Below are 15,867 nucleotides of genomic sequence, written 5' to 3' on the forward strand. Positions count from 1 at the left end.
GGGCAATCTAGTGCAAGTATTTGTTGCGCGTCAAGCAATATTCAATCGTCGCCAACATGTTGTGGCGTATGAATTGTTGTTTCGTAATAGTACAGACAACTTCTTTCCTGATATAGATGAAAGTGTTGCCACTGCAAAGCTTATTATGGAAAATCAGCTCAACTTTGGCACCCGTCATATTACGTCAGGAAAGAAAGCATTAATCAATATTGGCCCTGATTCATTAAAAATGGATTTATGCACATTTTTACCTTCAAATGATGTTGTCCTAGAGCTACTAGAAGACATAGAACCCACCGAAGAAAACTATCAGCTTTGCCGTGACCTTTTTCATAAAAATTATATTTTAGCACTCGATGATTTTGTCTATGAGCCAAAGTGGGACCGCTTTCTCAAGTTTATTAAACTAATAAAATTTGATATTCAAATTACCCCACTCAAACAATTAAATGGTTTAATTTCCCAGCTAAAGAAACATAAAAAGATTAAATTATTAGCTGAAAAAATAGAAACCACCGATGACTTTCAATTAGCACATAAAATGGGATTTGATTATTTCCAAGGCTACTTCTTTGCTAAACCTTTAGTGATTGAGCAAAAAGACATTGATATGAATCATGCGCTAGCTTTGTCTATTTATGCACAAGCAATGAAAGAAAACCCAAATATCAACACGATTGCAAGCCTATTTCAGTTAGACACAGCCCTTGCGTTTAAACTGTTAAGGTTGATAAACAGTGGTGTCTTTCCGGTGCAAAAAGAAATCGAATCCATCAGACAGGCCTTAGTTTATTTAGGGCAAGAACATATTCGAAAGTTTGTTAGTTTAATTATTACCGCGCATGTGTCCAAATCTAAACCCGCTGAGTTGGTAAAAATGTGCATAATCCGCGCGAGATTTTGTGAATTACTTGCGCAAAAAGTGGCCCCGAGCCAAGCTAATAGCGCCTTTTTGACAGGACTCTTTTCATTACTAGATGCCATTTTAGACAGGCCAATGGCGCAACTACTTGATAAGTTACCTTTCCCTGAGGAAATTAAATCGGCACTGATGGCGGAAAAAAACACACTTTACTATATTTTAGAAACCGTTAAAGCGTATGAGTCGGGCAGCTGGTGGGCATTGGAAAAAGCCGTGGTCTTTTTAAATATTTCAAGCGATGGTTTACCAAAGTTATATGAAAATGCGTTAAGCTGGTCAAATACGCAAAAATACCATTAGAGCACTGTAATGCGAAATAAAAACATGGATGTAATTCGTGGCATAGCCGTTTTAGGCCTGATGTACATGAACGTTTATTTTTTTGGTTTATTTGAATTTGGCTATGTAGCACAACCAATCCCCCCTTTGTCTGATGATGTAATACAGACTGTAAACCTCTTTTTTATTGACGGTCGTTTTCGTAGTATGTTTTGCGTGTTATTTGGTGCGGGGCTATATATCCAATGGCAACGTTATCAAGATATTGCGGTACTTAAAAAGCGTTTAAGGGTGTTAGCACTGTTTGGCCTACTGCATGGTTTTTTGCTGTGGGCGGGTGATATTTTGTTTATTTATGCCTGCGCGGGTTGGTTGACGTGTAAATATTTGAATGCAGACAACACACTAATTATTAAGCGTGCATGGCAATTTTTGCTAATAGGCGCATTGATGAGCGTGGTTTTAATGTTAATGGAGCCCCATATTGCTATCAATCGCACTGATAGTGCATTTTTACAAAGTTATGAGCAAATAGTGTCGAGCTTAGGCAATATAATGGGCACAAATGCGGTAATGTTTGTCTTCATGATTATCGCTGTCCCATTAATTACGCTATGGATGAGCGCTGCCGTAATGCTGGTTGGCGTATATATTTATAAATTAAAAATATTTGATGATGGTTTACCGGCTGCCACCGTTCGTACTGTTGGATGTATTGCTTTTTTACTGTCATGTTTAAGAGTGCTATTGGAGTACCAACATTTTCAATTGGCACACATACTGAAAGAGCCATTAAATTGGCTTGCCGCTTTATTTACCGCTTTACTGTTAATTCACATCATTGTAAAAGCAGCTAATAAAGATAATTGGATCATAATTGGGTTTATGCGGTTAGGTCGAATGTCTTTAACCGCTTATATTTCTCAAACGATATGCTTGTTTTTGCTATTTAAACTATTTTATCCACATTGGATATTAAGTTTTAATCGGCTTGATTATGTATGTTTAGTCACAGTACTTGCGCTGATCCAATATTTTAGTTGTTGGCTTTATAGTTGTTATTTCAAACAAGGGCCTCTTGAATTAGTCTGGCGAAAACTGTCAAGGTAAAGTTAGTGGGCTATGCTTAAATTTTGGCAGGCAATATTAGGTCACGATATGAAAATTCTGCTTTTAGTACTGTGTTTAATTGTGAGCTCACAAGCCGCAGCAAGTAATGCAATATCAGTTTTATTTGTTAATCCATCTATTGAAGGTGAACCCTTTTGGGCAAAAGTTCAGGCTATAATGGAGGTCGCTGCCAAGCAAAACAACGTTAAGCTTGATGTTATTTATGGTGAAGGGAACCGTTATATCCAATTAGCCGAACTAAAAAAATATCTTCAGTACAGAGCCACTCCAGATTACGTTGTTCTATTAAATTACCCCGGTGGTGCTGAGCAATCCATGTCACTGCTTGAAAAATTTAATGTAAAATTTATTACCTTAGAGCAAACCATTACAGGTGAAGAGCGCGCAGCTATTTTAGGCCCTCAAGCGCATTTTAAATTTTGGTTGGGTGAAATTTACCACGATAACTACACCGCAGGCTTTATGTTAGCAAAGGCACTGCTGGAAAAAGCAACAGCGAATGCGCTTACACCTCATGTGGTTGCAATTAATGGGCACTATGGTACTGAGTCTGATGCGCGAAGTGATGGGCTTAAAGCCTATTTAAAAACACAGGGGTTAAGCCTGAATCAAACGGTTTATGCGGGGTGGTCAAAATCGGAAGCGATGGATAAAACTAAAAAATTAATTAAAAGATACCCTGATACAAATATAATTTGGAGCGCATCTGATTTAATGGCATTAGGATCTTATACCGCAGTAAAAGAGAATAACGAGCCCCCTTATTTAATTGGCGGATTTGATTGGCTTATAGATAATTTAAATTTGATTAAACAAAAAAAACTGATCGCTAGTGTCGGCGGGCATTATTTGATGGGAGGTTGGGCGTTAACCACTTTAGTTGATTATCATAATGGACATCCTTTTTGGCAAAACAACACCAAGGTTGAATTTGAACTGGGTGTGATAACCCAAGACAATATTCACCAATATGATTACCTTATAGACATTGACGATTGGACTTTTTTAGATTTTAAACAACTTTCCTTATTCCACACTAAACAGGCTCATTATGTATTTGATGTGTCTCAATTACGTAAAGACAAAAGTCAAAATCAGGATTAACCGTGCAAAACGTTAGCACTGGTTTATGCCCAAACCAAGGCAATATGCAGAATTCAGCGTTTCACTGGGGATTATATTAAGGCGCAATTTTGCAACAATGTCAGTTCCTTTTAATAAGTAACAACGATAAGGTCAGAGTCTGTGAAACGCCCACAGGGTTGGTTTAAAAGCGATGTATACTGCGTTATTGTTTTTAACAATAGAACCACTATTATTTGCAATCAATCCCTTGCCTTAATCGCTTTTAATTCCAACTGTAACTCGCATCTTAGGGCGGTTTGGGTATACAATATCGGCCTTTAAAATTAAAACGAATTGGCCATGACAGATTTAAAACGATTAAATAAATTTATAAGTGACACTGGTTTTTGCTCTCGTCGTGAAGCTGATAAGTATATTGAAGACGGTCGTGTCACTGTGAATGGCAATCGCCCTGAAATGGGTGTAAAAGTGGCGGTCACTGATAATGTATTGATTGACGGTAAACCACTTAAAAAAGTGCCTAAACGCGCGTATATTGCTTACAATAAACCGGTAGGTATTACCTGTACTACCGAGCGTAAAATTCAAAGTAATATTGTTAAAGCGGTTAATTACCCGGACCGAATTTTCCCTATTGGTCGTCTTGATCGCCCCTCTGAAGGGCTTATCTTTTTAACCAACGAAGGCGACATCGTTAACAAAATCCTTCGTGCAGGTAATAATCATGAAAAAGAATACGTAGTAACTGTTGATAAACCCCTTAACCGCCAGTTTGTAAATAAAATGGCGGGCGGCATTCCCATCCTAGATACAGTCACTAAAAAATGTAAAGTTACGCAAACCGGCGCAAAAGAGTTCACCATTATTTTGACCCAAGGCTTGAACCGACAAATACGTAGAATGTGCGAATACCTTGGCTATGAAGTAGTCACATTAAAGCGCACACGTATTATGAACGTGACGCTCAAAGGTTTAAAAGTAGGGCAATGGCGTCATTTAACTGAACAAGAAATGGCATTAATTAATGATTCAATTGCGGACTCTGGCAAAACAGAAGAGCGCTCAATTGATGAAAACAAACAAGCCACAGCCGATGTTAAAAAACGTGACTTTCAAAAGCATGTTGAAAAAGCAAAGTCGCAACAGCCTGTAACAGCCAATAAGTCCTTTAATAAACCTCGTGCAACAGCAAAACGAAGAACAGGCACACTGAGTTTAAAAAAGTAACTCAGTAACTAGAGTTCAGATGAGATAAGCTTTGATCAAGGCCAAGTAATGTGAATTACTTGGCCTTTTTTTGTTAGCTTTTTTTAGGCACTTTAATTCTAAACACCATGGTATAAAGTACTGGCACCACGATTAGCGTGAGTATGGTGGCAAAGCCTAAACCAAACATAATGGTTACTGCCATTGATTGGAAGAACACATCAAACAACAGTGGGATCATGCCTAAAATAGTAGTGATAGCAGCCATCGCCACAGGGCGTACACGGCTTACACCGGAATCAAATACGGCTTGGTAGGGCTCTTTGCCTTCACTTAGCTCAAGGTTTATTTGATCGACTAACACAATGCCGTTTTTGATCAGCATACCGCTTAAGCTTAATAGACCTAATAAAGCCATAAAGCTAAATGCGGCATTCATTAATAATAAACCCGCGCTAACACCTATGATTGCCAGTGGCACAGTGGCCCAAATCACAAGTGGCTTTTTAACTGAGTTAAATAACAACACCGTCACTGCAAACATGGCGAGGTAGCCAAGAGGCAATGAGCCAAATATGGCTTTTTGCGCTTTTGATGCTGACTCAAATTCGCCGCCCCATTGCAACTCATAGCCATGAGGGAGTTTTATTGCTTCAATACCTCCCCTTACACGAGCAAACAGTTTAGCAGGCGTTTCATCACCAATGACATCGTGGTCGGCCATAACTGTGATGGTACGTTTGCGGTCGCGACGCATTATTAGGCTGTCTTCCCATTCTACAACAAACTCATCAACCACTTGGGTAACGGGCACAAATACGCCAAGTACAGGGCTGTATATTTGTAAGTCGCGCAAGCTTTCTACATTTAAGCGCTCTTCTGCAGGGGAGCGGGCAATAATAGGTAATTGTTGAGTGCCGTCTTTATACACGCCGACTTTTTTGCCTGATAAACTAGTCAGTAATAGTTGATCTAAGTCTGTTTTAGCAATACCCAAACGACGTGCTTTTTGCTCGTTTAGTTGAGGGCGAATTAGTTTTGAGCGCTCGCGCCAATCATCACGAATATTAAACGCGCCAGCATCTTGGCTGAGTACTTCTTTGGCTTCTTTAGCAAGCTTTCGAAGTATAACTGGGTCTGCACCAGAGAAGCGTGCTTCAATTTTAGCGTCGGTCGATGGGCCAATTTCCATCCGCTTAATTTTAAGCTTGGCATCAAACACGTGGCTATACTCATAGTCACGTACTTTAGCAATCATAGTGGAGACGGCTTCACGGTCTTTTACCCGAATAATTAATTGTCCATAAGCTGGGTATGATTTTTCAGGTGCGTAGGTCAACATAAATCGTGGCGCGCCTTGGCCTATGGTTGAGGTGACTTCTTCTACGAGTTCATCTTTTTGCAAAAAGGCTTCTAGTTTAGCAACGCCATCCATGGTTGCATGGATATCAGCGCCTTGTGTATGCCAATAATCTACATAAAACATCGGGGTATTTGATGCAGGAAAGAATGCTTGTTTAATGAATTTAAAGCCAAAAATTGAGCTGGCAAGCAACACTAACATTAACAACAAGGTCGTTTTACGAAAACGCATTGCATTACTCAATAGGCTTTTATAAATACTGAATATAAAGCCCTGATAAGGGTCATCACCGTGGCTTTCATCTTTTACTTGTGACTGTTTAAACATTAAATCTGCAAAAAATGGCGTAAGTGTTATGGCTGTGATCCAGCTAAGGAGGAGTGAGATTAGTAGCACCCAAAATAGGCTACCAGCAAATTCACCACTGGCATCAGAGCTTAACCCAATAGGCGCAAAAGCGGTGATTGCGATTACCGTTGCACCGAGTAAAGGCCATTTTGTTTGCTGCACAATATTACTGGCAGCTTTGAGTTTAGTTTGGCCACGCTTTAGGTTGATTAATATCCCTTCGGTGACGACGATGGCGTTATCGACCAGCATGCCCAATGCAATGATCAAGGCGCCTAGCGAAATACGCTGTAAATCTATCGCAAATAGCTTCATAAAAATGAAGGTTCCCAATACGGTAAGTAATAATATAACGCCAATTAGTACGCCACTTTTCAGTCCCATAAATACCAGCAATACAACGATGACGATTGCAACGGCTTCTAATAAACTAATAATAAATCCGCTGACTGACTTCTCTACTTCAACGGGTTGGTTATATACGGTGTTTATTTCCATGCCATGTGGGCGTTGGTATTCCAGTGATGCTAAATGGGATTGAATATTATTGCCAACATCCACCACATTAACGCCGGTACTAAACGACACACCGACTAATAAAGCTTGTTGTTGGTTAAACCGCATTACATTGTTTGGTACTTCGGCGTATTCACGGTATACCGTTGCTACATCGCCCAAATAAATTAATTCACTTGCGCCTGGTTTTGAAATGAGTAGATTTTCAAGTTCAGATACATCTTTAAACTCCCCTGTAGGGTGAAGTCGTATTGATTCATCACCAACGCGTACTTTACCCGCATTAGACACTGTATTTTGTGATTGGAGTAACTGGTAAATTCGATTGGGGGCAATCCCTAATTGCGCAAGTTTCCGAGTAGAAATTTCTACCATAACTTGTGCTTGTTGTTCTCCATTAACGGTTACTTTACTTACACCATCTACCAAAACCAGCTCACGCTTTAAGTAATCAACGTAGTCTTTGAGTTCATCATACGAGTACCCATCACCACTGACGGCGTACATTACACCATAAACATCACCAAAATCGTCCAGTACGGTGCTTGGGTAAACACCGCTGGGGAGCGAGGATGCATTGTCATTAATTTTGCGGCGTAGTTCATCCCAGATTTGACGTAAATCTTGCTTGCGATAAGTGCTTTTCATTTCAACGGAGATTTGCGATTTTCCCGGTGATGATATGCTTGTTACATAGTCAACATAGGGCAATTGTTGAATAGCATTTTCAATAGGGAAAGTGACTTCATCTTCAACTTGCTGTGGTGATGCACCTGGGTAAAGAGTTATAACCATGGCTTTTTTTAGCGTAAACTCTGGGTCTTCTAACTGCCCAAGCCCTAAATAGGAAACCGCACCACCAATAAGTAATAGGAGTGCAAACATCCAACTAACCACTTTGTGTTTGATAGCAACTTCTGCAAAGCTCATTTATAGGCCTCGCTCTTTTTGCCACGGACGTACTTGCATGTCTTCTTTTAAATAGTGAACACCGGCAGCCACCACGGTTTGGCCTTTTTTAAGCCCAGAAAGTACTTCTATGCCACTTCTATGCAATTGGCCTACTTCAACTGCTTGCTTGTTTACTTTGCCTGTTTGTTGATCATATACCCAAACATAACTGCTATTAGCTTGCTCTGTTGGCTCAGAAAACACTGCTTCAACTGGTAATAAAATATAGCTCGATTGCGAATGTGTAATTTTACTTAAATCGATATCAACTCGGCCAGTCATGCCTGCAAGCAGATTGAAATCTTTTGGTACTGGTAGTGAAAACACAACTTTGTATGTCAAAGTGGCAGGATCTGCTTGCGTATCGAACTCTTTAATAGTGAGAGTGTATGATTTATCAGGGTAGCCATCAAAAACAACAGTAGGTTGGTAGTTTGCATCTTTATCTATGCGGGCGATGAGCTTCTCTGGTACTTGAATAACCACATCCATTAAATCACGGGTTTCTAAACGTAAAATATTTTGCTTTGCCTGAATGTTTTCATAGTTTTTTACAAATACTTTAGCCACTGTGCCACTAAATGGCGCGCGCAGCTCACTGTTGTCTAAGTTCGTTTTAGCGATTTTCAGCGCTGACTCTGCAACTTGTTTATTGGCCAGTGCTTGGTCTAGCTCAGATTGACTGGTGATGGATTTATCAAATAATTTTTTTACGCGTTCTAGTTGTGACTGCGCTAGTTCAAAACGTGCCTTGCGTTCATCGTACTGGAGTTGAAAGTCTTCAGGGTCTAGTTTGGCAAGCAGTTGATCTTTTTCAACATGCTGACCCGCTAAAGCAGGAAACTTCAGTAATTCACCATTCACTCTAAAGGCTAAATATGAGCCTTGATTAGCAACGACCTCTGCAGGGAAACTGCGTATTGTCTCATCTGAATTAGCACCAATATCAAATAATTTTACTGGTCGAATCGGCTGTTCGATTACTTTATCCGTTGCAGCTTCTTTGCACGCAACTAAACTTAGCAAGAGTGATGATAAAATCAAAACTGACGACAGTTTCATGGTCTTCTCCGTGGCTATGAAAACATTAATTAGGTGCAGCATACGCCGCAAACATATAAAATAAAAATTATTAAATTTTAAAAAGATCATAAATAAAATTAATGCTCTTTGGCGGGAATATAAAATGAACCTTGTTCAACTAAAGATGTTAGATGCTATCGTGTCAACACAAAGCTTATCAAAGGCTGCAAATGCTTTGCATAAGACGCAACCAGCATTGACGCTTGCTATAAAAAAGCTTGAGCAAGAGCTCGGTTTTGAGTTGCTCGATCGTACACAGTACAGGTTAACTCTCACTGAAAAAGGTAAATTATTTCACCGAGAAGCGGTTCAATTATTGGTAGCGCAATCTCATTTAAGTCAGTTAGCCAGTGAATTAGCATTAGGTAATGAAGCAAGCTTTAAGATTTGTTATGAACAGCTCTGTCATGCGCCGTTATATAACGATATTATTTGCGATGCATTTACTGAATTTCAAAGTACTGAGTTTAGTGTCAGTAGTGGAAAGCGATTTGCTTCTTTAGAGCAAGTAAATAAAGGTCAGGCCGATTTAGGAATAGGGCCTTGGTTTGACCTTTTTCATGCAACTGGTGATTTAGAAAGTCTACCTATCGGAAAGTTAGATATTGGTATTGTGTGTGCAAAGAATTTAGTACCAAAACAAGTTAACTATGAGCAACTTCAGCATTATCCATGCCTTGCAATGTTTGAAAGTGAAATGAGTTTTGACTCTGAGCGGCTTTCTTATTCAAAAGGCTCAGCAATTATGAAGATTGATGATATTGCTACCTTAAAATCATTTTTAGTTTCTGGTGCTGGTTGGACAATGATCTGTATAGGCCATTGTCAAGCCGAACTGGATGCGGGTTTATTACAACAAGTCGAAGTGTTGGACCGAGAGCACATGTTTAGTGCGCAAATTCGTGTTTTTAGGCAGCATGCAACGCATCATGGGCCTGTTGCACGTGCAATATGGCAAGGTTTTAAACAAGTTAGTGAACAATTTAGAAATGAATGACAGCAAAGTAACCAAAGAAGATAAAATTTATACTGTAATAGCAAACATTCCAACAGGTTGTGTTGCCAGTTATGGACAAGTTGCAGTCATGGCAGGGCTTGTCAATAACGCACGGTTAGTGGGGCGGTTGTTAAAGCTAATGCCAAAAGATTCAACTATCCCTTGGCATCGCGTGATTAATAGCCAAGGGAAGATCTCTTTTGCAGAAGGTACAGCGCAATACATTCGGCAATATCAGTTATTGCTCGCTGAAGGGATTGTGTTTAAAAATGGTAAAGTCAATATGCGGTTATATCAGTGGCAATAATTTGGGTGATTAATAAACATATTGGTTAATTGCAATAAAATGGCAAACACAGCCTAATATTACAAATACATGCCAAATTGCGTGGCTAAATTGGCGGTGTTTGGCACTATAAAAAATAGTCCCTAAACTGTAAAAAATACCACCACTGAGTAACCACCACAGTGCATTAATGTTCACGTTTAAATAAAGTGGGTACACAATGGCGACAGCAAACCACCCCATTAATAAGTAAGTTGTTAACGACACTCTTTTATTTTGATTTTTTACAAATAGTTTGTAGCAAACCCCACCCACTGCTAAAGACCAAATGAACACTAGCGTTAAAGTAGACAGTAAGCCTGACAAGGAAAGCACTAAAAATGGTGTGTAAGTACCCGCAATTAAAATATAAATAGCACAATGGTCACATTTTTTAAAAAAAGCACGCGCTCGCTCAGATGAACTACTGTGATAAAGCGTTGATGCTAAAAACAATAAAAATAGGCTCGCGCCATATATCAATGCGCTTGTCCCTTGCGCCAAGCTATCAGATTTTATGATCAGATCCCAAAGCACATACAGCGAAAAAATAACGCCAGCACCATGCGTCAGCACATTTAATTGCTCTTCTTTTTTAGAATAAGCAGGGATAACACTCATAACACACTCATTAAGATTAATGGCTAAAGGAATTTCAGTGTACAAGTGTACGCTGAAATTTTCAATGTAAAATTAGTGGCTAAATTTTGGTTAATTTAACTAACTTAGATGGCTAAAAAAACCACGCTCTGAATGTTCGCTGAAGGTGTATTTATATTTATCATTATATATCAATAAGTTAATTTTTATTTTTCAGTTGGCACAACCTTTGATTAAGTAATAGCGACTAACTTAATAACTCAATAAGGAATACCATTATGAAAAGCTTAATTAAATTATCTGTTGCTGCGCTATTGGTTGTTGGTTCTACACAAGTAAGTGCAAATGATGGTCAACTTGACCTTACTCAAACACTTTCAAATAGCATTAGTTCATATATAGAAAATACGAGCAATGAATTGCAAAGTAAATTGAAGGAGTCATTATTAATTGATTCACAAAATATGTTAAATAGCCTGCTTTCAGAGCCAGTTGAAAATGTAACTGATGTAGCAGTAATCAATACAAAAGAGCAAACGGCTTCATTAGTCACGCCAAAGGTAGAGGGTTAATCTGATGAGCAGTGAATTAGGATTATTTGTTTTAATGATAGCACCAGTTGTAAGCTTATTAAGTGCGTATGCTTCATTTGAAATACTCAGAAACGTTGGGCAATGGTTAAATGTAGGCTAATAGATTAAAACAACTTTTGATGTTGATCTTATACACTGCGATGCACGTAAAGTAATGCATAGTTAAGCTGAAGTAGTAGGGCAATATGATACGTGCAATCTTTCCATTACCTGTTTTTATTTTACCTGGTGGATACACACGACTTAGAATATTTGAAGTGCGGTATTTAGATATGGTTAAAGAGGCGCTTAAGAGTGACGGTCTATTTGTACTCTGCGATTTCGACTCTGAGTCTTTTAGCAATGTACCTGAGACAGGTTGCTTGGTTAAAATTGTCGATTTCGACCAAGATGAAAAAGGCCATCTATTAATTGACATACACGCGCAATCAATTGTTACTATAAATAATGTCACTTTCAGTAAAAGTAAACTGCGTTACGGTGAAACTGCGTTGTTAGAAGGCCCTGGTTGGCTCAGTCACACTCAACCACTGAGTTTAAGTGATTATATTCTTAAAGAATCATTAGAAAAGCTATTTAAAGAAAACCATGAACTTTCTTCTATTTATAAATCCACATGTTTTGATGATCTCCCTTGGGTTATTGCTCGATGGCTTGAGTTAATTCCAATATCTCATAATAAAAAACAACAGCTTGCGTTCAACTCAGGCTTTGCGAATATTCAAAATTTCCTCCATACTGTGATTAATAACGAATTTACCTAAAAATGTGATCTTATTATTTTCCTCTGCGTATTGTATAGGAGTGAATATAAAGGGGAACTAACAATGGTAAGTCAACAACATTCTACACGTTGTACACCTAAAACAGGTAACTTCACTGCCATGGCGGATACACCGAGCAAAGAACTTGCAGATTCTTTATTTGCAGTTGCAACAAGCAGAGACAAAAAAGCGTTTGCTTACTTATTTTCTTATTTTTCTCCCAAGATAAAGCGTTTTGGAATTAAACAATTTAATTCTGAAGCACAAGCTATGGAACTTGTGCAAGAAACGCTGACTTCAGTATGGCGAAAAGCGCATCTATACAATAATGACAAAGGCGCAGCAACGACTTGGGTTTACACAGTGATGCGTAATGCCTCATTCGATATGCTTAGAAAAATGAAAAGCACGAAAGAAGATTGCATCAGTGAAGATATTTGGCCACTGATTGAGCAACACGAAACAGAAAATTATGAATTCAGTGACCATTTAGAAGACAAACAAATTAAAAATTACCTTGAAAAATTACCTCAGGCCCAGCGTGATGTTGTAAGAGGCGTGTATTTTCAAGATATGTCACAAGAGCAATTGGCTGATCAACTTGGAATCCCAGTTGGAACAGTAAAATCAAGACTTCGTTTAGCGCTACAAAAGCTTCGCAACGAGATGGGAGAAAACCATGATTAAACACCATCCAACAGATGAAATTTTATCTCAATTTGTATCAGCAGATTTACCTGCAAGTCTAAATGTAGCGGTTGCGATTCATGTTGACATGTGTCCGTGTTGTAAAAGTAAAGTAGCTGCTCTTGAGGCAACAAAAGCCAACCACGTTTTTACGGATGAATCCATCGAAGACATTTTAGACGATGAAGATTTCGAAGGCTCTTCTGCCTTGTTTGATGCTATTACAATGGACGAATCCATCGATGACGTTTATGAGGTACAGCCTAAAAATATCAGCGTAAATGAGCAAGATTACCTGTTACCACGTAGTTTGTCGCGTATCGCTCATAGCAAGTTTATGCAAATGGGTAAATTATCGCGTTCTCGTGTTGCTCTGGATGATGGCCCATTGCGATCTAGTTTGCTTCATATTGCTGCAGGTGGCGAAATACCTGAGCATACACACACGGGTTTTGAGCTCACACTGTTGCTTGATGGTGAATTCAGTGATGAATCAGGTGATTATGTTCCAGGTGATTTCATTATACTCGACGGTCGTCATGATCATACGCCAATTACAAAAGAAGGTTGTTTGTGCTTTACTGTTGTTAGTAGTGCTCTACACTTCAATAAAGGGTTAAGTAAGTTGTTAAACCCGATAGGCAATTTTATATACTAGGATGAGTATGCAAGAACAGATTATCAAGCTAGGCATAAGTGCGTGCCTAGCTGGTGAAAAAGTACGTTTTGACACAGGTCATAAAAAATCGAATTTCTGCATGGATGAACTTGGTAAACATGTTAAATATCAACGTTTTTGTCCAGAAGTTGCTGTAGGTCTACCTATACCTAGGCCTACCATTAGGCAAGTTAGAGTCGGTGACACAATTAAAGTATGTAGGCCAGATGGTACTGGTGATGTTGGCCCCCAATTGACTGAGTACGGGAAAAAAGTAGCTACTGAACAGGCGTCTAAATTAAGCGGCTTTATTTTTTGTGCTAAAAGCCCAAGTTGTGGCATGGAGCGTATAAAAATATACAATGAAGCTGGTACTGGTAATACTTCTGAAGGTGTTGGTTTTTTTGCAGAGCAGATAATGGCTCATAACCCACTGTTACCATGTGAAGAAAACGGTCGCTTGAATGATATGCATTTACGCGAAAATTTTGTCATGCGTATTTACACGTACAAAAATTGGCAGGTACTTAGAGAACTGCCAGTTACTGTTCATCGTTTAACTCAGTTTCACGCTAAGTACAAATACTTGCTAATGGCACATAATTACCAAGCTTATAAAGATTTAGGTAACCTCTTGGGCACTTATGATGGGACTGATTATGAGGCACTTGCAGATGATTACATATCTGGTTTAATGACAGCACTTAAAAAACCAGCTTCCCGGAAAAATAACAGTAATACATTGATGCATTTACAAGGTTATTTTAAAAAGCTACTTTCGAAAATAGAAAAACAAGAATTACGTGATGCAATTGATGAGTACAGACAAGGCCTTGTTCCACTTTATGTTCCATTAACATTGGTTAAGCATCACCTTAAAGTTCATCCAATCGAGTATCTTGAGCAACAAGTTTACTTTAACCCCTATCCTCATGATCTAAAATTACGCTTCGGAATTTAATGGATACAATTTTTTGGTTTAGGCGCGATTTGCGCCTTTTTAACAATTTCGCATTGTATGATGCCATTGAATCTGGGTGTCACGACGCCGTTTTTTGTGTAACGCCAGAACAGTGGGTACAGCATGGGGTAGCCCCAATTCAAGTCGATTTACTCAAACGAAGAGTTGCTTATTTAGGGCCGTTATTGAGTGAACACGGTATAAAATTACATGTTCTTAATTGCAAAGATTACACGTCATCTGTTTCTGTTTTATGTGATTTTATTTCAGAGCAGGGCGTTAAATCCATTTATGCTAACAAAGAGTATGAAATAAATGAGCAACTAAGAGACAGTCAATTTGTATCTTGGGCTAATCAGTCTGACATAAATATCCATTATTATGATGGCGATTTGATCGCTCCCCCAGGCACAGTAACAACAAAAAACGGGGATATGTATAAGGTATTTACGCCTTTTAAGAATGCATGGCTAAAGCAATATCAAGATACACATTTTCATTTTAATGCGCTACCTGACACGTTCCCCGCAATTTCATGGAATTGCTGTGACTTATTACAATCAGATGGTTGCTCCAGTAAATGGCCTGTTGACGATGAAACATTAAGTAAAGTCATTCATCGCTTTATTGACGAAAAACTCACTGATTATAAAGAGTCACGTGATTTCCCAGCAGTAAAAGGTACGTCCGGATTGAGCCCCTATATTGCGCTAGGCATTGTCAGCACGCATCAGCTTGTTGCGCTTGTGCAACAGCGTCATGTAGATGTATTAAAAAGCGCAAAAAGTAATTTATTTACTTGGGTTAATGAATTGGTCTGGCGTGAGTTCTATCGACATTTATTAGTCGCATTTCCGTCATTAAATAAATACAAGAATTTTAACGAAAAATATGATGCTGTTAAGTGGCGTCAAGATGACGCAGATTTTAAGTCTTGGTGTGAAGGTAAAACAGGCTATCCGCTAGTGGATGCAGCTATGCGCCAACTTAATGAAACAGGGTGGATGCATAATAGGTTGAGAATGGTAGTGGCAAGTTTTTTAACCAAACATCTACTCATAGATTGGCGCAAAGGCGAACGATACTTCATGCAGCACCTCATTGATGGTGATTTAGCGTCGAATAACGGTGGCTGGCAATGGGCTGCGAGTACCGGGTGTGATGCACAGCCATACTTTCGAATTTTTAATCCCATAACACAAAGTGAACGGTTTGATCCGAAAGGTGATTTTATCCGTAAGTTTATACCAGAGCTTAAGAATGTTCCTGATAAGCAGGTTCATTTTCCGCATAAATATTTAGCCAGTATCGGTCGAAGTGACGATTACTGGCCAGCGATAGTGGATCATAAAGCAGCAAGAGAAAGAGCACTAGCCGCATTTAAGGTATAACGAAGG

At 38.9% G+C, this 15,867-nt stretch carries 15 protein-coding genes; 12 read left to right on the forward strand and 3 right to left on the reverse strand.

The window, feature by feature from the left end:
- Positions 1–10 precede the first annotated feature (10 nt).
- From ATS75_RS04790 to rluF, 4 genes are all read left to right on the forward strand, one after another.
- Positions 11–1,222: an EAL and HDOD domain-containing protein gene (locus ATS75_RS04790; RefSeq protein ID WP_058559291.1), complete on the forward strand. Its 1,212-nt coding sequence runs from the start codon at positions 11–13 to the stop codon at positions 1,220–1,222.
- Positions 1,223–1,231: 9 nt separating this feature from the next.
- Positions 1,232–2,311, forward strand: coding sequence for a DUF418 domain-containing protein (locus ATS75_RS04795; RefSeq protein ID WP_058559292.1), 1,080 nt, complete (start codon positions 1,232–1,234; stop codon positions 2,309–2,311).
- Positions 2,312–2,359: 48 nt separating this feature from the next.
- Positions 2,360–3,436, forward strand: a complete 1,077-nt coding sequence (locus tag ATS75_RS04800; RefSeq protein ID WP_058559571.1) for an ABC transporter substrate-binding protein — start codon at positions 2,360–2,362, stop codon at positions 3,434–3,436.
- Positions 3,437–3,757: 321 nt separating this feature from the next.
- Complete coding sequence (gene rluF / locus ATS75_RS04805) at positions 3,758–4,645, forward strand: 23S rRNA pseudouridine(2604) synthase RluF (RefSeq protein ID WP_058559293.1); 888 nt, start codon at positions 3,758–3,760, stop codon at positions 4,643–4,645.
- A gap of 73 nt (positions 4,646–4,718) precedes the next feature.
- Here rluF and ATS75_RS04810 read toward each other — a convergent pair whose 3' ends face one another.
- Positions 4,719–7,781, reverse strand: coding sequence for an efflux RND transporter permease subunit (locus tag ATS75_RS04810; protein WP_058559294.1), 3,063 nt, complete (start codon positions 7,779–7,781; stop codon positions 4,719–4,721).
- Positions 7,782–8,864 (reverse strand): efflux RND transporter periplasmic adaptor subunit, encoded by a 1,083-nt coding sequence (locus ATS75_RS04815; RefSeq protein WP_058559295.1) that lies wholly within the window; start codon positions 8,862–8,864, stop codon positions 7,782–7,784.
- A 124-nt stretch (positions 8,865–8,988) separates the two neighbouring features.
- Here ATS75_RS04815 and ATS75_RS04820 point away from each other — a divergent pair, with 124 nt between their 5' ends.
- Positions 8,989–9,882 (forward strand): LysR family transcriptional regulator, encoded by an 894-nt coding sequence (locus ATS75_RS04820; RefSeq protein ID WP_058559296.1) that lies wholly within the window; start codon positions 8,989–8,991, stop codon positions 9,880–9,882.
- Positions 9,875–10,189 carry an MGMT family protein gene (locus ATS75_RS04825; RefSeq protein WP_058559297.1) on the forward strand — a complete coding sequence of 105 codons (315 nt, stop codon included), beginning with the start codon at positions 9,875–9,877 and terminating at the stop codon, positions 10,187–10,189. The genes ATS75_RS04820 and ATS75_RS04825 overlap by 8 nt, the downstream gene beginning before the upstream one ends.
- A gap of 9 nt (positions 10,190–10,198) precedes the next feature.
- On the opposite strand, the gene trhA is transcribed toward ATS75_RS04825, so the two are convergent.
- Positions 10,199–10,828 (reverse strand): PAQR family membrane homeostasis protein TrhA, encoded by a 630-nt coding sequence (trhA, locus tag ATS75_RS04830; protein ID WP_058559298.1) that lies wholly within the window; start codon positions 10,826–10,828, stop codon positions 10,199–10,201.
- Positions 10,829–11,085: 257 nt separating this feature from the next.
- Between trhA and ATS75_RS04835 the strand changes: the two genes are divergently transcribed.
- The 6 genes from ATS75_RS04835 to phrB all read left to right on the forward strand — a co-directional run bounded on the left by ATS75_RS04835 (position 11,086) and on the right by phrB (position 15,861).
- On the forward strand, positions 11,086–11,379 hold the full coding sequence (locus tag ATS75_RS04835) for a hypothetical protein (RefSeq protein ID WP_058559299.1): 294 nt from the start codon (positions 11,086–11,088) through the stop codon (positions 11,377–11,379).
- A gap of 206 nt (positions 11,380–11,585) precedes the next feature.
- Complete coding sequence (locus tag ATS75_RS04840) at positions 11,586–12,164, forward strand: LON peptidase substrate-binding domain-containing protein (RefSeq protein WP_058559300.1); 579 nt, start codon at positions 11,586–11,588, stop codon at positions 12,162–12,164.
- Between the two features lie 63 nt (positions 12,165–12,227).
- Entirely contained in the window at positions 12,228–12,851 is a 624-nt protein-coding gene (locus ATS75_RS04845) for a sigma-70 family RNA polymerase sigma factor (protein WP_058559301.1), read from the forward strand.
- A complete protein-coding gene (locus ATS75_RS04850) occupies positions 12,844–13,509 on the forward strand; it encodes a ChrR family anti-sigma-E factor (RefSeq protein WP_058559302.1) in 666 nt (221 codons plus the stop codon). The genes ATS75_RS04845 and ATS75_RS04850 overlap by 8 nt, the downstream gene beginning before the upstream one ends.
- A gap of 7 nt (positions 13,510–13,516) precedes the next feature.
- Positions 13,517–14,470 carry a YbgA family protein gene (locus tag ATS75_RS04855; protein ID WP_058559303.1) on the forward strand — a complete coding sequence of 318 codons (954 nt, stop codon included), beginning with the start codon at positions 13,517–13,519 and terminating at the stop codon, positions 14,468–14,470.
- Complete coding sequence (gene phrB / locus ATS75_RS04860) at positions 14,470–15,861, forward strand: deoxyribodipyrimidine photo-lyase (protein WP_058559304.1); 1,392 nt, start codon at positions 14,470–14,472, stop codon at positions 15,859–15,861. Before ATS75_RS04855 ends, phrB begins: the two co-directional genes overlap by 1 nt.
- The last annotated feature ends 6 nt before the right edge of the window (positions 15,862–15,867 follow it).

Source organism: Pseudoalteromonas sp. H105 (assembly GCF_001469215.1).
Taxonomy (GTDB): Bacteria; Pseudomonadota; Gammaproteobacteria; order Enterobacterales; family Alteromonadaceae; genus Pseudoalteromonas.